This is a genomic window from Halopseudomonas pelagia CL-AP6 (genome assembly GCF_000410875.1).
Lineage (GTDB): Bacteria > Pseudomonadota > Gammaproteobacteria > Pseudomonadales > Pseudomonadaceae > Halopseudomonas > Halopseudomonas pelagia.
Window position 1 is genome coordinate 182,563 of the sequence record NZ_AROI01000002.1, and the last position, 18,523, is coordinate 201,085.

Here is an 18,523-nt window from a genome sequence, read left to right on the forward strand (position 1 = left end):
TTTATTTATTAATGTACCCACCACTTTACTCGCCGCTTGGCTTTGAGGGTTCAATTTGACCTTTGGCTAGCGGAGGCCTGGTGTAAAAGGTGACGACTATCTTGCAAGCCTCGCATGGGCTTAGAGTGAAGCGGTGTCACATTGTTGTTTGGGCTGTTCTCCGAGTGCGCTCCATGCTACCTCGGTACGCTGGGCGGGCGGGCGATCTCAATAGGTTACTTTCGGTTGTTTGGTTTTACCCTTGTTTGGGTGCTCATGTATCCCATAATCGTATCGCTAATACCAATTTTGACTACTGCTCCGCTCTCAGCACTAGTTTGATCACTGCTATCTTCCTGCTCATTACGCTGACCCCCACGGTCATTGTGATCATCAGTTGTGGGTGAATCATTAGGCAGTTCTAAAGACCCTGATTCCTCTTGTGCTGTCGTTTCACTGTTATCGTTGTAAAAGTTTTTGGTGTTTTCTGTTTTGAGCAAGAGGGTTGTTTGGCTGTCGACTCTTCGATAATGGTTTATGGCTGGGATTTTCCCTGTTTTTATTTTTAAATCAGAGATGCTTGTGGCCGGGTCTTCAGGGTTTAAGAAATTATAAACTTCAAACAGCCCTGGCCGCTTTTCTAGATCAGGCTTCAGCGGTGAGGCATCAGTATCTTTCGAAGTTCTGCGCTGCATTGCAGTGTAAGATCGTTCAATTATTTCATCCAGAAAGTCTCCTTCGCTGATTCCTTTTTTCTGAGCGAGTTCAGCTAATAGCTCTTTTGTCGTTGTCCGGATTTTGAACTTGCAGATCTGTCGCCCATCCGTTCTGTTGTGGTAGCGCCGCTGCCTCCATGCGTCTCGCATGTCTCGCAATATCAGTTTGTAGCGTGCGCCCTTATCGGTTCGCGCCTGAATTTCTCGTTCGAATTCATAGCCGATCTCAAGCATGTCTTGGTGGGTGTTTTCTTCTGGTCGGGTTCTATTCGTTCTGATTCCCTTCGCGATTAAGTGATGCACTGCCCAGATACGTTGAGACCTGTCGTTTTCGTCCAACCATTCCAGCCCCGGGGTTCGTCTTCGTGCCATCGCCCACCGCTCCTTCTATCAATGCTGCCAAGCCGCTCCGTAAGTCTAACCTACAACCTAGCCAAACTCGTCACTCATAGCGCCATCGATAGCGTTATGCCTGATGATTATTATATAAAATCATAAAAGACAGGTGTTAATATAGAATTTTAAGGGGGAAGGGTTGCCATGCTGTGTACGCTATTGCGTAAGAATTTCCCTCAGCTAGGGCCGGATGAGAAGTATCTTATCGCCTCATTCGCAGCCTGCTATGGCCACGCTTCAGCTGAGCTAACGGTTAAGGAAATGGCGAAAGCACTGCATATTTCGCCCAGGGTTGTGGCAAAGAACTTGACTGCACTGATCGACAAACATGAGCTTTTGAGGGCTGAGTTTCCGGCGCGATGGGAGGGAAAAGGTAAGCCCGCGCGTCGATACGCCATTGCCTCGGAGCTACTTGATGAACTCGGATCCAGGCAAAATTCCGAGTATTGGCCAGGTCAGGCTGATCTGGCCAAGCGTGTGCTCACAGGGGAGGTGGAGCTTTTCAGAAAGACCGTTAGCGATGACGAAGCAATGGACTCAGCTGGGGTTGGTTATAAAAGTCCTCCCAGGCGAGTTAAAGGGGATGGAGGCAGTATACGGTTGCGCCTCTTCACTGCTGTTCTCGTGTGCCACTCGGACGAACTAGGTGTTGTACGAGGGCTGAGAGGGGAAAAGCTGTACGATCTTACTGGTATAGGAGCTGCGCAGGTCAGACTCAATGCCAAGCAACTAGTTAGTTCTGGAGTCCTCTTGGGGCATGTGCCGGGCACATCAAGTAAGTGGTTTGCAGAGTCCAAAGCCGCTTCGACTTACTACCTTGATATGCCCACCTCGCTTGATGTGATGCGAAGAAATTTGTTGCGCCTGGAGTTTTATTCCGACTTCGATGTGTGGGGGCGAGTACTTGAGCCAATCGCAAGACAGAAGTGGCCATGGATGCCTGTCATACGGCGTGGTGAGGTTCGCGCAGTTTTGGTATCGGAACTGATGGGCGAGGTGTCATACATCCTCAGCACTTATTGGGAGGACCTAGATGGTGCGCAGAGCTTTTATGACAAGCATGCCGAAAAATGCGGGCTGGAGCGCAGGGTTCGGGGCATTCTTCGAGTTCCTGATGAGGTGCTGCAGGCAAAGAATGCTCCATTGAATCTAGAGAAGATCATCTACGAGGGGCTCGTATTTAGCTGCATAGAACAGGCTTGTCTGGTGAAGCGTTGGTTACAGGAACCGACATTATCGGATCTGAGCGTTGGCAAGGTGCAATTGCTGCCAGTATCAACGCTTCCGGATGGACAGTTGTGTATGCCTGTTGTGGTGGCGGGCGGTTTGGGCGAAGCGAGGTGTATTCGTTTGAATGTTCCGGGCGAGTAGGTGCGTAGTGGTCGAGATCAGTGATTTTTTACCGCTCCCGCCAATCCTCTGAGCCAACAGAGGAGACAGCTCATGAGGATCATCCGCCTGAAAGAAGTCATGAATTCAACTGGCCTGGCACGGTCAACCATCTATAAGTACATCGGGGAGCGCGCGTTTCCGAAACCCGTCTCGCTGGGAGGCCAGTGTGTCGGCTGGGTAGAAAGTGAGATCCACGATTGGATTCTGGCAAGAATCGAGGAGCGCGATCTCGCTTAGTGCGTTCCATCCCGACAGGCCGCCACGGGCTAACCATCCAGAACCAGCTATCAATGCCATGATCAGTTGTGGCTGGTCATGGCATTTATGCCGGATTAACGGCAGTGTTTTTTTTCCAGAGTTATGCGCAGAGTAAATATGCAGGCGTGGCTGGAGAATCCGAGTTGATTTTCGTGTGCTCCGGGGGAACTCGTTTTCGGTGCGGGTATTATGCCTTAGGGTTATCACCCGTAGGGTTAGGAACCAGGTACATGAAGCATGTATCACAATGCAGGGATACAGCCAGCAAGGAGTCAATAAGCTACAAGTACACATGAACCCATAAGGCTAGAGACCAAGCTATCTCATCAAGCCTGAATAGCAAGATAGACAGACCACTACGAGGTAATGGTTAAAAAATACTCATTGGACACAGGTTATGAACCTAGCCAAGGAGTAGTAACCATGATACGACATCCCCATAACACCAATCTCCGTTTGCATTACGACAACAGCTTTGAAGGCCTATCAGTGATGGTTGATAAAGGTCCTTTCATCGAACAATATCTCTCACGCCTGAAACGTACCATCGAGCTGGCTCTGGATGAGTACCCGCGACTATTGGCTTTCAGAGTCGACCTACGCTTACCAGCAGGTGCCGACCTACCTGTGCATACTGACAGCAACGTGGTCATCAGCAGGTTCATTGATTCCTTCAAGGCGAAAATCCGACAAAACCGGCTCAAGGCTTTTGAGCACAACGAGAAAGGTGCACATGACAGTCGGGTACGTTACGTCTGGGCACGAGAGGTAGGGCAAAGGGAGCGACCGCACTACCACTTGCTCATCCTGCTCAACCGGGATGCTTTCTACACGCTGGGGAAGCTGGACTCGACTGCCGACAACATGATCAGTCGTATGCAAGAGGCGTGGGCCAGTGCGCTGGGTTTGCCCGTGGAGCATGTACGATATCTGGTACATATTCCGGATAACCCTATGTATCGGGTTGATCTGAAGGTGAAGGCCGGTAAGCCAGATCGGTTGCCTGAGTTGTTTTACCGTACCAGTTACCTGTGCAAAGCAGCGACCAAGTCTTACGGGAGCGGGCATTGGGGGTTCGGTACCAGCAGAGGTTAGCGGCTTGGTGAGCTCGCCTGGTTACACGTAAGCCGTATTCGACTTACGGATTAGGCTGTTAGACATTAGAATGATTTGCGACTAGAATTAGTTGCATTGAGGGGCGCCATGTCGCGACAAGAGAAATTACTGGCCAAGCTGTTGAGCAGGCAGTCCGGGTTCACGTGGCAAGAGCTGACGACGCTACTGAATGGCATGGGGTATCGGCAGTTGGAAGGGCAGGGCAGTCGCGTAAAGTTTGACAATGGAAATCCGCACGCGATGATCAACCTGCACCGACCGCACCTCGGCAATGAACTGAAAGCTTACGTCAAGCGCCAAGTGATAGAGCACCTGAAGGCGGGAGGGTTGATCTGATGAGCACGCTACTGAAACACCAAGGCTATTACGGCTCCATAGAGGCCAGTCCTGAGGACAACTGCCTGTATGGGAAGCTTCAATTCATCCGTGCACTGGTGAGCTATGAAGGGGAGACGGTTGCTGAACTGGAACAGGCATTTCGGGATGCAGTCGATGATTACCTGGCTACCTGTGCAGAGCAGGAGCAGGCACCTGAGACTCCTTGCAAAGGCTCGTTCAATGTCCGGGTGGGCCATGATCTACACCTGGCGGCCAGCGTGGCAGCCACTCAGCAAAGCATCACATTGAATGACCTGACACGCCGTGCGCTCAGTGAGTATCTGGAGCATCGTGCCTAACGATCCCGGTTCTGTATCAGGATGGGACGCAAGCTGATTTAAGAGCGCCCGTGCGGTCTCTACGACTGGTTGCTTTGTGCCGTTGAGTTGGTTTCACAGGTGAGTAAACCGTGATATTCAAGGCAGGCTACGCAATAATGGAAGTCAAGTCGTAGATAGGGACGCCGTAGAATGGAACTGATCGACAACATCAACACCCTGCTTGGTGAGAACCTCAAAGGAACGCTCAAGCCGGGCTCGAAGCTGAAGATCGCCGCTTCGTGCTTTTCGATCTACGCCTACGTGGCATTGAAGAAGGAACTGGAGAGTATCGACTCTCTGGAATTTATCTTCACCTCTCCGACCTTCGTGCCTAACGAAGCCAGCGACAAGATCAAGAAAGAGCAGCGCGAGTTCCATATTCCCAAGGCTGAGCGCGAGCGGAGCCTGACCGGTAGTGAATTTGAGATCCAGCTGAAGAATCAGCTCACGCAGAAGGCCATCGCCAGAGAATGCGCTGACTGGATACGCCGCAAAGCCACCTTCCGTTCCAATCGTGGGCAGGCTCCGATGCAGCCCTTTATCGGTACGCGCGCGACGGCGGGTGACGCTGTCTTTATGCCCGTCCAGGGGTTTACCGCTGTCGACCTTGGTTACCAGAAAGGCAACGCGCTCTCGAACATCGTGACCCGTTTCGATGAGCCCGCCCATACCGGCATGTTCCTTAATCTGTTCGATCAGATCTGGAGCGACCCGGAGAAGCTAGAAGATGTGACCGACAGGCTCTGCGAGCACATTGCCTCGGTCTATCGGGAGAATGCCCCGGAGCGAATCTACTTTCTGATGCTCTACAACATCTTCCGCGAGTTCTTGGAAGATGTGAACGAGGACGTGCTGCCCAATGACCGCACCGGCTACCAGGACAGCCTAATCTGGCAGAAGCTGTTCAACTTCCAGCGTGACGCGGCCACCGGCCTGATCAACAAACTTGAGACCTACAACGGCTGCATTCTCGCTGATAGCGTGGGGCTAGGGAAAACCTTCACCGCGCTGGCGGTGGTCAAGTATTACGAGCTGCGCAACAAATCCGTCTTGGTGCTCTGCCCTAAGAAGCTCGCCGACAACTGGCTGAACTACAACCGCAACCTCAAGACCAACATTTTCGCGAAGGATCGCTTCAATTACGATGTGCTCTGCCATACCGACCTGAGCCGCACCCGGGGCGAGTCGCTGGGCATTCCGCTGGATCGGGTCAACTGGGGCAACTACGACCTGGTGGTTATCGACGAGTCGCATAACTTCCGTAACAACGACGTGTACAAAGACAAGGAGACTCGCTACCAGCGGCTGATGAATCAGGTGATTCGTCAGGGGGTGAAGACAAAAGTGTTGATGCTTTCAGCAACCCCGGTCAACAACCGCTTCAGCGATTTGCGTAACCAGCTGGCCTTGGCTTACGAAGGCGACAGCGACAACCTCAACGACAAGCTGCGCACTGAAAAAGACATCGACGGCATATTTCGCCGCGCTCAGGCGGCGTTCAATGCGTGGTCAAATTTACCGCCAGAAAAACGTACCGCTGCAGCAATCCTCAACACCTTGGACTTTGACTTCTTCGAGCTGCTCGACAGCGTGACCATTGCCCGCTCACGCCGGCATATCGAGACCTTTTACGACACTGCAGATATTGGCAGCTTTCCGGAGCGCCGTAAGCCGCTGTCCTTTCATAGCCCGTTGACCCATCGTGATGATGTCATCGGTTTTAACGATATCTTCAACCAGCTCTCGTTACTCAAGCTTGCCGTGTATGCCCCGGTCAGCTACATCCTGCCCAGCCGGATGAAGAAGTACGAGGAAATGTACGACACCGAAGTAGAGGGCGGCAAAGGCAAGCTCAAACAGGTCGACCGCGAAAGAAGCCTGCAAGCGCTGATGACCACCAACCTGCTCAAACGCTTGGAAAGTTCGGTCGAATCCTTCCGTCTGACCCTTAAAAACCTGCAGGCGACTCACCGCAATGCGCTAGACAAAATTGCGACCTTCAAAAAAACAGGCGGAGCCAGCGGCTTTGCTGACGTCACTGCGGCGTTCGAGGATGTGGATTTTGACGATGACAACCTGCCCCAGCCGGATGACATAAGCATCGGCAAGAAAATCCAGATCAGCCTGGAAGACATGGACGTGCCGTCCTGGGAGCAAGACTTGCAGGGTGACCTGGTCTTCATCGAAGAGTTGTTGGCCGAAATGGCCAAGGTCACGCCGGCCGATGATGCCAAGCTGCAACACCTTAAAACCCAGATCACCAGTAAGTTGAGCTCGCCGATTAACCCCGGCAATCGCAAGGTGCTGATCTTCACGGCCTACTCTGATACCGCCAATTACCTCTATGACAACCTGGCCGAGTATTTGCTACGCACTCATCAGGTACATTCCGGCAAGGTCACTGGGAGTGATGCGCCCAAATCCACTTTGGGCAATATGCAGGGCAGCCGGCAGACCTATGACTTTCAGGGGCTACTCACGCTGTTTTCACCACGCTCCAAAGAGAAGGCGGCCATCTACCCGGATGAGCCACGCGAGATCGACATTCTGATCGGCACCGATTGCATCTCCGAAGGCCAGAACCTGCAGGATTGTGACTACCTGATCAACTACGACATCCATTGGAACCCGGTGCGCATCATCCAGCGTTTTGGACGGGTGGATCGAATTGGCTCGCAGAATGCCAGCATTCAGCTGGTCAACTACTGGCCGGACATCAGCCTCGATGAGTACATCAATCTCAAGGAGCGGGTTGAGAACCGCATGATGATCGCCGACGTCACAGCCACTGGCGATGACAACGTGCTCAATGCCCAGGCCAATGACGTGGCCTACCGCAAAGAGCAATTACGGCGCCTACAAGATGACGTGATCGAAATGGAAGACATCAAGACCGGCGTCTCCATCACCGATCTTGGCCTCAACGACTTCCGTATGGATTTGCTCAACCACATCAAAACCAATGGCAGCCTTGAGCATGTTCCCAACGGTATGCACGCCGTTGTGCCCGCACGGCAAGAGCTTGGCCTGCTGCCTGGGGTGATTTTCACCCTGCGTAATCGCAATAAGGGCTCCAGCTTCAATAAACAGAATCGCCTGCATCCCTTCTACCTGATCTACATCAGCCTGGAAGGGCAGATCATCAGCGATCAAACCGAAGCCAAGCGTCTGCTGGATCTAACCCGTAGCGCTTGCAAGGGCCATAGCCAGCCGATACCTGAGGCCTACCAGCGGTTCAATCAAGCCACCGACGACGGGCGCAATATGCGCGTCTACTCCGACCTCCTTGATAAGGCCATTCGCTCGATGATCGAGGTCAAAGAAGAGAAAGACATCGACAGTCTGTTCAGCGGTGGTAGCACTACGGCTTTGGTTGATACCATCTCTGGGCTCGACGACTTCGAGCTGATTGCCTTTGTCGTTATTCAGGGTGTGACATGAGTTCTGGGGATAATGTGCCTGCGCTGTTCAGCTTTCCTGCGCAGGCTCGTGTTGCTCGTGTGGTGCCCAAAAGCAAAATCTACGAGCACGGCCCAGTGAATTCAGCGTTGCGCGATAAGTTCGTCGGCCAGGTCGAGCAGATAACTTGGGCATTCAAGCTGGGACCGGAAACCATCAACCTGCCAGCACGCGGCGGCGTAGCGGAAATCCAGGTGTTCGACGTCACGCTTAAAGCCGCCGAGCTGGATGAGGACGTGTTGCGTGCAATCGATCGCGCCATCCCGCATCCGATCATCTTTCAATTGCATCACCAGCAGCGCACCCGCATGGTGGCGGCCTTTAAGCGCCCAAGTGAAGCTGATGCCAGCAAGTGGGTGATCGATGGCTACTTTGCCGGCAACTGGTTGCCAGCCGACATCCCGCGCCAGCCGCTGCCGGTGGCGCTGGATCTGCAGGGGCTCTACGAACAACTGCTGCGCAGCTTGTTACCCAGTCCGGCTAGGCCGGGCGAGAGCCTGCCCGAGCAACTGGAGCGGCTAAACCGTTTGCGTAGCCTGCACAGTGAGCACGCCAAGCTGGATGCGCGCCTGCACAAAGAAAAACAATTCAACCGCAAGGTGGCGCTCAACGCCCAGCTGCGGGAAATCCAAAATGAAATCGCCGACCTGAGCGCCTAAACCTCGGTTCGCGCCAAACAGTTAAGAGATACAGGAAGTCCCATGGACAAGCTGAAAATGCACTCCCCCAACCTGACCGAGGCCAATATCGCCAAGCTGGCCAAACTGTTCCCCAATTGCATTACCGAAGCGCGGGATGCCCAAGGCGAACTGAAAAAGGCTGTCGACTTCGATCTGCTACGACAGGAGCTGTCTTCGTCCATTGTTGAGGGGCCGCAAGAGCGTTATCAGCTTAATTGGCCGGGAAAACGTGAAGCATTGCTGGCTGCCAATGCGCCGATTGCAAAGACACTAAGGCCTTACATAAATGAAAGTGTTGATTTTTGGACGGCGGGAAATATTTTTGTTGAGGGCGATAATCTTGAGGCTCTTAAGCTTCTTCAAGAGTCCTACTTAGCCTCAATTAAACTGATATATATCGATCCGCCGTATAATACAAAAAGCGATTTCATATACGCCGATAATTTTTCTGAGAATATTCAGGAATATCTTGAGAGGTCTAATCAGAAGGATTCATCCGGAAGACTTGTAGCTAACCCTGAGGCAAATGGACGGAGACATTCTGACTGGCTTACAATGATGTACTCAAGGCTTAAGCTGGCTAGAAATCTGCTGAGAGATGATGGTGTAATATTCGTTTCGATTGATGATAATGAGGTTGACAGCCTCCAGAAAATCTGTGAGGAAATATTTGGCGAGGCCAATATTCTTGGAAGGATTGTTTGGAAGAATGCAACAGACAATAATCCAACCACTATTGCGATTGAGCATGAGTATGTTCTTGTTTGCTGTAAGGATAAACTAAAGGTTTCGCCCGTATGGAAATCTAGTATTTCTGATGTTAAAGATTTGATTGTAAGAAAAGGGCTTGAGTTAATCGAAATGCATGATGACGATGAAGATCTTAAGGCAGCGTATTCATCGTGGTTTAAGGTTAACAAGTCGCAGCTTTCTCCGTTAGATGGCTACAAGTATATCGACCGAGGCGGGGTTTTTGCTGGTATCCGTGGTGTGCATAACCCCGGTAAAGAGGGGTATCGATATGACATTATTCACCCTGAAACAGGGAAGCCCTGTACTGAGCCTCTAATGGGCTATCGATTTCCACTAGAAACGATGAAGGGTCTTCTTGCGGAAGGAAAAATAATATTTGGCGAAGATCATACTAAGCTTATCGAGCTGAAGGTTTACGCTCATGAATATCAAGAAAAGCTTTCGAGTGTGATCGAAATCGATGGAAGGTCTGGAGCCTACGACCTCAGAGCGCTTTTCCCTGAATATAAAACTGTATTTGAAAATCCAAAGCCAGTTAAGTTCTTACAAAGATTTATTCCTCTTGTGCTAACTGATGAGGGCGATGTATTTCTCGATTTTTTTGCCGGTTCATCTTCCTCTATTCATGCACTTTTAGAACTAAACCTCAAGGAAGGGAAAAATCGAAAATTTATTGCGGTTCAAATTCCAGAGAAATGCAATGAAAAATCTGAGCCGTATCGGGATGGTGTGCAGTTAATTTCTGAGATTAGTAAAGAGAGAATACGGCGTGTAGGGAAATTGCTAAAAGGGCTAGAGGCAGAGCGGGACGGGATAGATAGGCTGGATGTAGGCTTTCGGGTCTTTAAAATAGACTCTTCCAATATGAAGGAGGTCTACTACAGCCCGGATACTGTCAGCCAAGATCTGCTTTTTGATCAAGTAGAGAATATCCGCGAAGACCGTACCCCCGAAGACCTGCTGTTCCAGGTTCTATTGGACTGGGGCGTGGATCTGGCCCTGCCGATCAGCAAGCAAAGCATCGCCGGCAAGACCGTTTTCTTTGTCGACGGTGACGCCTTGGCTGCCTGCTTCGATACCGGCATTGATGAAGACTTCGTCAAGCGGCTCGCCGGACACAAGCCGCTGCGTGTGGTATTCCGTGACGCCGGCTTTGCCAGCGATAGCGTGAAGATCAACGTCGAGCAGGTGTTCAAGCTGCTGTCGCCAGCTACCGAAATCAAGACGCTTTGACTGACAGGGAGCCGTCGCCATGGACAATCAATCATTGACCCAATTGCAGCAGCGTCTGGATGCGCTGGTGCAGCGAGTACCGGATGAGAATATCGAGTTCTGGTTCGCTCGCGATCTGCTGGAGCCTTTGGGGTATGCCCGCTGGGAGAATTTTCTCACTGCCATCCAGCGAGCCATGGCCTCATGTGAGGCAACAGGGCAAGACGTACCAGACCATTTTCGTGGCGTCACGAAAATGGTCACCTTGGGCAGTGGAGCGAAGCGTGAAATCGATGATTTTATGCTCACCCGTTATGCCTGCTACTTGACCGCGCAGAACGGCGACCCGCGTAAGCAGCCCATCGCCTTCGCCCAGAGCTACTTTGCACTGCAAACCCGCAAACAGGAGCTCGTTGAAGACCGGATGCGTCTGCAGGCCCGGTTCGAAGCGCGGGATCGTCTGCGTGAGTCGGAAAAAGAGCTGTCGCAGAACATCTATGAACGCGGCGTAGATGACGAAGGTTTTGCCCGCATTCGTTCAAGGGGCGATGCCGCCCTGTTTGGTGGCAAAAGCACCCAGGCTATGAAAGACCGCTTTGGCATCGTCAAGTCTCGCCCGCTGGCGGACTTTCTGCCGACGCTGACTATTGCGGCGAAGAACTTGGCCACCGAAATGACCAATCACAACGTGCAGCAGGCTGACCTGCAGGGCGAGACAGCGATCAGCAAAGAGCATGTGCAGAACAACCTGAGTGTGCGCGGTATGCTGGATCAGCGCGGTATCAAACCCGAAGAGCTGCCCGCTGAAGAAGACATTCGCAAGCTGGAGCGTCGCGTGAAGTCGGAAGAAAAGAAGATCGCCAAGCAGGCTTCCAAACTGCCTGCGGACGATACGAGTACTGACGCATGAAACTGAAATTTAAACAGCAGCCGTACCAAACCCATGCCGTCGAGGCTTTTGTAGACTGTTTTGCTGGCCAGCCAAAAGCCTCAGGAGTCAGCTATCGTATTGACCCTGGCGCAAATCCAGTACAGACCGTCACGCCGCAGCAGGCCGATCTCTATGGCGCGCCGCGCCCTGTTGAACCAACCGAAGCTGGCTTCAAGAATGCAGAACTGGCACTTAGCCCAACCCAGCTGCTTGAGAATATTCAGGCTGTGCAGCGCCGGCAGAACCTGCCAATTTCTCCTGCACTGGCAAAGGACAACAAAACCGGCTGCCCGGTCAACCTCGATATCGAGATGGAAACGGGCACCGGTAAGACCTATTGCTACATCAAGAGCATGTTTGAACTGAACAAGCGCTATGGCTGGGGCAAGTTCATCGTCGTCGTGCCGAGCATCGCCATCCGTGAGGGCGTATACAAGTCCCTGCAGATTACTGCCGAGCACTTCCTGGAAAGCTACGGCAAGAAGGCACGCTTCTTCGTCTACAACTCCAAACAGCTGCATAACCTGGAAAGCTTTTCCTCGGATGCGGGCATCAACGTAATGGTGATCAATACCCAGGCGTTCAACGCTACGGGGAAGGACAATCGCCGAATTTACGAAGAGCTGGACGATTTCCAGTCACGCCGCCCAATCGACGTAATCAAAGCCAATCGACCGATCTTGTTTCTCGATGAGCCGCAGAAGATGGAGGGGGCTAAGACGCTGGCTTCCTTCAGCGAGTTCAACCCGCTGATGATCGTGCGCTACTCGGCAACCCACAAAACTGAGTACAACAAGATTCACCGCCTCGATGCGCTGGATGCGTACAACCAGAAGCTGGTGAAGAAGATCAACGTGCGCGGGATCACGATCAAGAACCTGACCGGCACCAACGCCTACCTGTTTCTGCAGGATATTGAGGTCTCCACCAACAAGCCGCCCATGGCGCGGGTTGAGATTGAGGTCAAGCTGAACAACGGCATCAAGCGTGTACTGCGTAAGCTCGGCCGCAACGACAATCTGTACGACCTGTCCGGTGGGCTGGATCAGTACAAGGGCTATGTCGTTGCTGACATCGACGCGCGCATCGATACCCTGAGTTTCACCAATGGCGTAGAGCTGGTCGCTGGCGATGCCGTCGGTAATGTGGATGAGGCCGCTATGCGCCGCATTCAGATCCGCGAGGCCGTCAAAGCGCACTTCCAGAAAGAAATGATGCTGTTCAGTCGCGGCATCAAGGTGCTGTCGCTGTTCTTCATTGATGAAGTGGCCAAGTATCGCCAGTACGACGATACCGGCGAGGTACAGGGCGAATACGCGCAGATTTTCGAGGAGGAATACAACACCTACCTCAGCGAAGTGCTGTCGCTGGAGGACACGCCCTATAACCGCTACCTCAAGGGTATTCAGACGCGCCAGACGCACAACGGTTACTTCTCCATCGATAAGAAGAGCAAACGCCTGGTTGATCCCAAGGTGGGCAAAAAGGCAACCGAGACCGATGATGTCGATGCCTACGACCTGATTCTCAAGGATAAGGAGCGTCTGTTGTCCTTCGATGAGCCGGTGCGGTTTATCTTCTCTCACTCAGCATTGCGTGAAGGCTGGGACAACCCCAACGTGTTCGTCATCTGCGCCCTGAAACACAGCGATAACATCGTCTCCCGCCGCCAGGAAGTAGGCCGAGGCATGCGCTTGTCGGTGAACCAGCTGGGCGAGCGTATGGACAACCCGGCCACAGTACACGAAATCAATGAGCTGACCGTGGTGGCAAGCGAAAGCTATAAGGATTTTGTCAGTGCGCTGCAGAAAGACATCAGTGAATCGCTCTCGGCGCGACCACGAGTGGCTGACGAGAAATACTTCACTGGCAAGGTTCTGCAGACCTCTGGTGGCGATATTGAAGTCACGCCGCAGCTGGCCAAGCAAATCTACAAATACCTGCTGAAGAACGACTACACAGACGATAACGATCAGATCACCCAGGATTACCACGAGGCCAAGCGCGAAGAGCAGCTAGCCGAGCTGCCTGCCGAGCTGCAGCCTTACGCTGAGCAAGTGTTCCAGCTGATCGATAGCGTATTCAGTACTGCACAATTGCCGGAGATTGGTAACCACCGCAATGCCAAGCTGAACCCGCTGAACTCGAATTTCGAGAAGAAAGAATTCCAAGCGCTGTGGAACAAGATCAATCGCAAGGCGGCTTACACCGTTCACTTTGAAACCGATGAGCTGCTGGACAAGTGTGTGACTGCATTGGATGCCGAGCTACGCGTCAAACCGATGCAGTACATCATCGAACGTGGCGCTCAGCTGGAGAATGCCAGTTTCGATGATATGAAGAGCGGTACAGCCTTCAAAGTAACTGAAAGCTCAACGGAGAAATACACACACTCCGTTCACTCTGCCGTTAAGTACGATCTGATTGGCAACCTGGCAGAGCTCACCCAACTGACGCGCAGCACCATTGCCGCCATCCTCCAGCGCGTGAATGTGGCCGTGTTCAGTCAGTACAAGACCAACCCGGAAGACTTCATCGCCAAGGCGGGCACACTGATCAACGAGCAGAAGGCTACGGTCATCGTTGAACACATCGCTTACGATCCGGTAGATGATTCTCACAGCTCCGCTATCTTCACTGCCGAGAAACCGCGTGACGATTTCAGCAAGGCGTTCGAAGCCAAGCACCATGTTTACGACTACGTATTCACAGATTCCAACATCGAGCGCAAATTCGTTGAGGAGCTGGATGCCAGCACCGAGGTAGCGGTGTATGCCAAGCTGCCCAAGAGCTTCTTCATCCCGACCCCTGTTGGCAACTACAACCCCGACTGGGCCATCGCCTTCCAGGAAGGCAAGGTGAAGCACGTTTACTTCGTCGCCGAAACCAAAGGCTCGATGTCCTCGCTTGAGCTACGTGACATCGAAAAATCCAAAATCGCCTGCGCTCGGAAATTCTTCGCCAACATTACCTCGGATCAGGTAAAGTACCAGGTAGTGGATGGGTACGGGGCTTTGATGGATTTGGTGAAGTAAGGAGATGCAGCCGCATAAACAGAACTTGGGCCGTACCTTTTCATCTACGGCCCATTACAGCGATTTCTCTCAGCGGAACTACAAGTCGCCGTCCGGTGATTAATTGATGTTTTCTATTAACTGAGTGACAGGCATTTAAGATGGCGGGTATGGGCGGGCATGAGGGTTTATCCTGTACAGGCTAAGGCTGTGTCACAACAAGCCCCTCTCTTCAAAACTCACTGACTCTCCGCCACCCATCACCAAGTGATCTAGCAGTTGCACATGGACGGCCTCCAAGGCGGTTTTAAGGCCTTTAATCAGCGCTTTATCTGTACCACCGGGTTCGAGGTCACTGTTAGAAAGATAATGTGTTGTGATGACAGCCGAGGCATTGGCATTTAGCACTGCCTTGACAACTTCTCGACGGTAGAAGCTTGCAGACAGTATGTTTCCGTCGAACAGCCGCTTGAATCCTAAAACGCCATGCTGGCTATCGAGCAATATAACGCCAAGCGTTACATGCTCTGATTGTATCTTAAAGGTGGAGTCATAACTTGGTATCATTGCTAATTGTGTCTTTTCTTTTTTTCTATTGCGTTCCTTTTCCCACTGGCTTCTTGTGATAACAGCGGTGACATAGTCGTCGGCATTTGGGCCGTCACTTTGATAGTAAGGGGAAGAGCAAACTCTCAGTCCCGAAGCGCTCCAGTAGGTTCCTAGGCCGTCATTAGTGGCGATGGGTAAAGATTCCGAGAACCAGACCTCACCATCAACATCTTGTGTAGCGTAGGGCAGATCGCCGTACGGCCATAGATCTAGCCCGTTCGTAAGCATCTCAAGCAGATTCATGAGATATCCTTCTTCGTGATGTGGCGAACCATTTGCGCTTGGAAGTTGCGGCTAGTGCCATACAACGTCACCGCCTTGAAAGCCCCGAACTCGACATCTACCAATTGGTTTTCAAGGATTAAAAACTCTTGGTCAGTTTCTATGGTTAATTGTTGAAGCGCATTGATGCTTTTGGCTTTTACTCTGGCCCCATTCAGCCATAGTTGGTCGGCTATTTCGGCGGCTCGCAATAAGGTTGTTTGAAATCTCATTTTTCTTCCTCACCGTGAAACTTCAGTGCCACCTGTTCTAATTGCGGTGTTGTTCAGGTCACGATGACAACACACTGTCGACTCAATTTGGGCGTCCAAGTCCAGGCAAATTCGGCTGGGCAGCTATATAAGGTTAACTCCGCCGGATACGGGATTTGCGAAACCCGCCGTGGCTGGAAAAAAAGCCGGTGTCGCCCCATAAACTGAAGCGGACCGCTCGGTAGCACGCTTGTATTGATGAGACGTGATAGCTGCGCGCCTTGCGGTAAGCCCAGAGCCAGTTGTGCTGCGGATTAAAGTCTTTTCTGTGCACAGTGACCTCCCTGTTCGGTAGTGGCCTAATGTAATCGGGAATTATTAGCAATAATTACCTCTCTAAATCCTTAGAGGGGTTGACTTGCTGCCACCGTAGCGATGCGGATTGCCTGAGCGGGTAACTGGCATGAGGTGAAGGCGAGCCCGTCATGCCGCTCCGGTCGCAGCGAGGTGATCTTAAATTAATGCCATTCAACCTTTAAGGGTGGATTTCAACTCATTGAGTCCTTCATGTCAACCGGTTGATGCCCAACTATTCAGGGTGAATAGGAGGGCTATATGTCCACTGCAACAGAAAAGACTCTAGCGGCAAGCATCGGGCGGGCGATTGCTCTACAACGCACTCGCGCGAGCCTGACTCAGGAGCACGTGGCGGCCAAGCTAGGGATTGGTAATGAGGCGGTCTCGCGTATTGAGCGTGGGGTGGCAATGCCGTCGCTCCAGCGCCTGTACGACTTGGCAAAGTTGTTTGGCTGTGAAGCGGTGGATCTGTTGACCGAAGGGAGCCCGCACGTTGATGACCAAGTGCGTCATCTGCGGCAGTTGTTAGAGCCCTTGAATGTGGAGGATCGTGATCTGGTTCTGCGGTTAGTCGAGCAATTGAGCAGCCGACTGTCCCGGTAACCCAAGAGCTATGTCGGCTGCTCGTCAGCGTGGGGTGTCGTCTTCCATCAACATGAATCCGCAGCTCAGACACAGGCTTTCAAATTCACCCAGCCAGTTCCGCTCGACATTAGCAGCCAATGTCACGCCTTGTGCCAGCCCTTCAAGCTGTATGGCACGGGCGTCTTTCAATGCTCCTAATAAATCACCCAGGTGCATCCAGGGAGTGCGGTCAGGTGGCTGCTCTCGCTGCCGAACGCTGTACTGACGCAGTAGCACATCCAGCGTGCCAGCCAGGGCGGCCAGCGTATGCAGGTTCTGTCGGTTGATCAAAGTGGCTGATTGGCAGATGCAACAGGTGGGGGTGGGCATGATAGTGCCTCCGGTTCAGTTAGAAGGTGGGGCTTACAGCAGAGCCCGTTCCGCAAAGCTCACGGTGTCGGTTCCGCCGATCACCAGGTGATCCAGTATGCGGACATCAATCGTCTGTAGGGAGGCAGCCAGGCGTTTGGTAAGATGAATGTCCGCCTGGCTGGGCTCAGGATTACCACTGGGGTGGTTGTGCGCGATGATGACTGCAGCGGCATTAGCATTGAGAACAGTCTTGACCACCTCCCGGGGATATACACTGGCGCTGTCGATGGTGCCGTAGAACAGCTTCTCAAAACTCAATACCCCATGCTGGCTATCCAGCAGGATGAGGGCGAAGACCTCGCGTTCTTCCGTTGCCAGCTGGGCTTTGAGATATCCCCTGACCAACGAGGGGTTGGTCAGGTAATTGCTGCGTTTGAAGCGTGCTTCTAGGATGGACTGGGCCCATTCCAGGACGTCCAGTTCAGACAGGTTGGGCACCGCCAGATACTCCTTAACCTTGTTCATTGGGTCGCTCCTGATGATATGTCTGCGTTGGCGGCAGCATCGTGCTGCTGCATGTGGTGGCTGCGTTCCAGAATCAGCTCATGCAGGGTCGGTGTGTTTTGCGGTGAGCGTGGTCTGTCGCTGGAAGGGCTGGCGACGCCGGACTCCGGATAGAACTCCTCCAGTACCTGGTGGGCCTCGTCTTCACTGTCCTCGAAGGCCCCGTTAGTCAGCCCTAGCTGTGCCGCTGCATCCAGCGCCTGTTGATCGAACCCGGATGCTTGCCTTGTTTGTTCGAGTTGCCGGGCTTGTTGCAGGGCTTCCTCCATCCCGATCCCCGAGCGCAGGATCAGATCGACGTAGAAGATCGGTGTGCCATGGCTCTGGCGGGTGGATTTTCCTCGCAGCCGCAGTTCCAGCGGCAGACAGGCCAGTCGGTCACCGGATAACGCCTGCAGGTAGCTGAGCCGTGCGGTGAGGGTGCGGATGCTGTTGTAACCCGTGGTTCTGAACACGAAGCTGCCAAGCGGATCGTCCTCGCTAAGCCCCACATTCAGTCGTCCGTAGGGCTTGCAGTGACCGCCTTGCGCCAGCGGACAGCCATCCGGTGAAGGGCAGGGGAAAGACTGAATTCCTTCGTTGGTAGACCGCTTGCACGTTTCGCCATTGCCCACGCATAGAGGGCGTCCACTATTACGATCAAACAAGGTGTATTCGGCCCGGAAGTTCAATGCTGGATCGTTGAACAGCAGGCGTACTGGGATGCTGCGTATCTTGCCGCCTTGCTCTTGGCGTAGCTGTTCATCCAGAGGGTGGGGCAGCCAGCCCTCACGGGTTTGGACTTGGGAAGTGATGGTGAACTGGTCGTCCTTTTCTGGCAGTCGCTTGCGGTTCTTCTCGACGACTCTGCCAATGGATATACGCCCCAGCGCAGGTGGGGTTATGACTAGACCTTTGATCATGGGACTACTCCTGATTTATGGGCACAAAAAAGCCGACGGCGGTTGCGGTCGGCTTGAACGGTTGGGTTGGCGATAGCG

17 protein-coding genes are annotated in these 18,523 nt (G+C 52.7%); 11 read left to right on the top strand and 6 right to left on the bottom strand.

Going from position 1 to position 18,523, the window contains the following annotated elements:
* Positions 1-215: 215 nt before the first annotated feature.
* Positions 216-1,067: a hypothetical protein gene (locus K787_RS0101025; protein WP_022960919.1), complete on the bottom strand. Its 852-nt coding sequence runs from the start codon at positions 1,065-1,067 to the stop codon at positions 216-218.
* Positions 1,068-1,352: 285 nt separating this feature from the next.
* On the opposite strand from K787_RS0101025, the gene K787_RS0101030 reads away from it, so the two are divergent.
* The 10 genes from K787_RS0101030 to K787_RS0101075 all read left to right on the top strand — a co-directional run bounded on the left by K787_RS0101030 (position 1,353) and on the right by K787_RS0101075 (position 14,625).
* A complete protein-coding gene (locus tag K787_RS0101030) occupies positions 1,353-2,462 on the top strand; it encodes a hypothetical protein (RefSeq protein WP_152486766.1) in 1,110 nt (369 codons plus the stop codon).
* 72 nt (positions 2,463-2,534) lie between these two features.
* Positions 2,535-2,720 carry an AlpA family transcriptional regulator gene (locus tag K787_RS0101035; RefSeq protein WP_022960921.1) on the top strand — a complete coding sequence of 62 codons (186 nt, stop codon included), beginning with the start codon at positions 2,535-2,537 and terminating at the stop codon, positions 2,718-2,720.
* Between the two features lie 444 nt (positions 2,721-3,164).
* Entirely contained in the window at positions 3,165-3,836 is a 672-nt protein-coding gene (locus K787_RS0101040; RefSeq protein ID WP_022960922.1) for an inovirus Gp2 family protein, read from the top strand.
* A 108-nt stretch (positions 3,837-3,944) separates the two neighbouring features.
* Positions 3,945-4,193, top strand: a complete 249-nt coding sequence (locus K787_RS0101045; protein WP_022960923.1) for a type II toxin-antitoxin system HicA family toxin — start codon at positions 3,945-3,947, stop codon at positions 4,191-4,193.
* Entirely contained in the window at positions 4,193-4,534 is a 342-nt protein-coding gene (locus K787_RS0101050) for a type II toxin-antitoxin system HicB family antitoxin (protein WP_022960924.1), read from the top strand. The genes K787_RS0101045 and K787_RS0101050 overlap by 1 nt, the downstream gene beginning before the upstream one ends.
* 171 nt (positions 4,535-4,705) lie before the next feature.
* Entirely contained in the window at positions 4,706-7,996 is a 3,291-nt protein-coding gene (locus tag K787_RS0101055) for a helicase-related protein (RefSeq protein ID WP_022960925.1), read from the top strand.
* On the top strand, positions 7,993-8,673 hold the full coding sequence (locus K787_RS0101060) for a DUF4391 domain-containing protein (protein WP_022960926.1): 681 nt from the start codon (positions 7,993-7,995) through the stop codon (positions 8,671-8,673). Before K787_RS0101055 ends, K787_RS0101060 begins: the two co-directional genes overlap by 4 nt.
* Positions 8,674-8,715: 42 nt before the next feature.
* A complete protein-coding gene (locus K787_RS0101065; protein ID WP_022960927.1) occupies positions 8,716-10,680 on the top strand; it encodes a site-specific DNA-methyltransferase in 1,965 nt (654 codons plus the stop codon).
* Between the two features lie 19 nt (positions 10,681-10,699).
* The gene (dinD, locus tag K787_RS0101070; protein ID WP_022960928.1) at positions 10,700-11,569 is read left to right on the top strand and encodes a DNA damage-inducible protein D; all 870 of its coding nucleotides are present in this window, start codon (positions 10,700-10,702) and stop codon (positions 11,567-11,569) included.
* Positions 11,566-14,625, top strand: coding sequence for a type III restriction-modification system endonuclease (locus K787_RS0101075; protein ID WP_022960929.1), 3,060 nt, complete (start codon positions 11,566-11,568; stop codon positions 14,623-14,625). Before dinD ends, K787_RS0101075 begins: the two co-directional genes overlap by 4 nt.
* A gap of 192 nt (positions 14,626-14,817) precedes the next feature.
* Here the strand turns inward: K787_RS0101075 and K787_RS24195 are convergent, their stop codons facing one another.
* Together K787_RS24195 and K787_RS0101085 are read right to left on the bottom strand one after the other, a co-directional pair.
* Positions 14,818-15,456 (bottom strand): JAB domain-containing protein, encoded by a 639-nt coding sequence (locus K787_RS24195; RefSeq protein ID WP_022960930.1) that lies wholly within the window; start codon positions 15,454-15,456, stop codon positions 14,818-14,820.
* Positions 15,453-15,707 (bottom strand): hypothetical protein, encoded by a 255-nt coding sequence (locus K787_RS0101085; protein ID WP_022960931.1) that lies wholly within the window; start codon positions 15,705-15,707, stop codon positions 15,453-15,455. The genes K787_RS24195 and K787_RS0101085 overlap by 4 nt, the downstream gene beginning before the upstream one ends.
* Before the next feature lie 594 nt (positions 15,708-16,301).
* On the opposite strand from K787_RS0101085, the gene K787_RS0101090 reads away from it, so the two are divergent.
* Complete coding sequence (locus tag K787_RS0101090; RefSeq protein WP_022960932.1) at positions 16,302-16,646, top strand: helix-turn-helix domain-containing protein; 345 nt, start codon at positions 16,302-16,304, stop codon at positions 16,644-16,646.
* A 24-nt stretch (positions 16,647-16,670) separates the two neighbouring features.
* On the opposite strand, the gene K787_RS0101095 is transcribed toward K787_RS0101090, so the two are convergent.
* The 3 genes from K787_RS0101095 to K787_RS0101105 are packed head-to-tail and all read right to left on the bottom strand — an operon-like array spanning position 16,671 to position 18,445.
* Complete coding sequence (locus K787_RS0101095; protein ID WP_022960933.1) at positions 16,671-16,997, bottom strand: hypothetical protein; 327 nt, start codon at positions 16,995-16,997, stop codon at positions 16,671-16,673.
* A 33-nt stretch (positions 16,998-17,030) separates the two neighbouring features.
* Positions 17,031-17,504, bottom strand: a complete 474-nt coding sequence (gene radC / locus K787_RS0101100; protein WP_022960934.1) for a RadC family protein — start codon at positions 17,502-17,504, stop codon at positions 17,031-17,033.
* A complete protein-coding gene (locus tag K787_RS0101105) occupies positions 17,501-18,445 on the bottom strand; it encodes a recombination directionality factor (RefSeq protein WP_022960935.1) in 945 nt (314 codons plus the stop codon). The genes radC and K787_RS0101105 overlap by 4 nt, the downstream gene beginning before the upstream one ends.
* Positions 18,446-18,523 lie beyond the last annotated feature (78 nt).

Bases quoted from the DNA above. Each gene is read 5' to 3' on its own strand.
- K787_RS0101095 (WP_022960933.1), bottom strand. From the start codon at position 16,997: ATGCCCACCCCCACCTGTTGCATCTGCCAATCAGCCACTTTGATCAAC.
- K787_RS0101060 (WP_022960926.1), top strand. From the start codon at position 7,993: ATGAGTTCTGGGGATAATGTGCCTGCGCTGTTCAGCTTTCCTGCGCAG.
- K787_RS0101065 (WP_022960927.1), top strand. From the start codon at position 8,716: ATGGACAAGCTGAAAATGCACTCCCCCAACCTGACCGAGGCCAATATC.
- K787_RS24195 (WP_022960930.1), bottom strand. From the start codon at position 15,456: ATGAATCTGCTTGAGATGCTTACGAACGGGCTAGATCTATGGCCGTAC.
- K787_RS0101075 (WP_022960929.1), top strand. From the start codon at position 11,566: ATGAAACTGAAATTTAAACAGCAGCCGTACCAAACCCATGCCGTCGAG.
- K787_RS0101105 (WP_022960935.1), bottom strand. From the start codon at position 18,445: ATGATCAAAGGTCTAGTCATAACCCCACCTGCGCTGGGGCGTATATCC.
- radC (WP_022960934.1), bottom strand. From the start codon at position 17,504: ATGAACAAGGTTAAGGAGTATCTGGCGGTGCCCAACCTGTCTGAACTG.
- K787_RS0101055 (WP_022960925.1), top strand. From the start codon at position 4,706: ATGGAACTGATCGACAACATCAACACCCTGCTTGGTGAGAACCTCAAA.
- K787_RS0101045 (WP_022960923.1), top strand. From the start codon at position 3,945: ATGTCGCGACAAGAGAAATTACTGGCCAAGCTGTTGAGCAGGCAGTCC.
- K787_RS0101040 (WP_022960922.1), top strand. From the start codon at position 3,165: ATGATACGACATCCCCATAACACCAATCTCCGTTTGCATTACGACAAC.
- K787_RS0101025 (WP_022960919.1), bottom strand. From the start codon at position 1,067: ATGGCACGAAGACGAACCCCGGGGCTGGAATGGTTGGACGAAAACGAC.
- K787_RS0101050 (WP_022960924.1), top strand. From the start codon at position 4,193: ATGAGCACGCTACTGAAACACCAAGGCTATTACGGCTCCATAGAGGCC.
- dinD (WP_022960928.1), top strand. From the start codon at position 10,700: ATGGACAATCAATCATTGACCCAATTGCAGCAGCGTCTGGATGCGCTG.
- K787_RS0101085 (WP_022960931.1), bottom strand. From the start codon at position 15,707: ATGAGATTTCAAACAACCTTATTGCGAGCCGCCGAAATAGCCGACCAA.
- K787_RS0101090 (WP_022960932.1), top strand. From the start codon at position 16,302: ATGTCCACTGCAACAGAAAAGACTCTAGCGGCAAGCATCGGGCGGGCG.
- K787_RS0101030 (WP_152486766.1), top strand. From the start codon at position 1,353: ATGGCGAAAGCACTGCATATTTCGCCCAGGGTTGTGGCAAAGAACTTG.
- K787_RS0101035 (WP_022960921.1), top strand. From the start codon at position 2,535: ATGAGGATCATCCGCCTGAAAGAAGTCATGAATTCAACTGGCCTGGCA.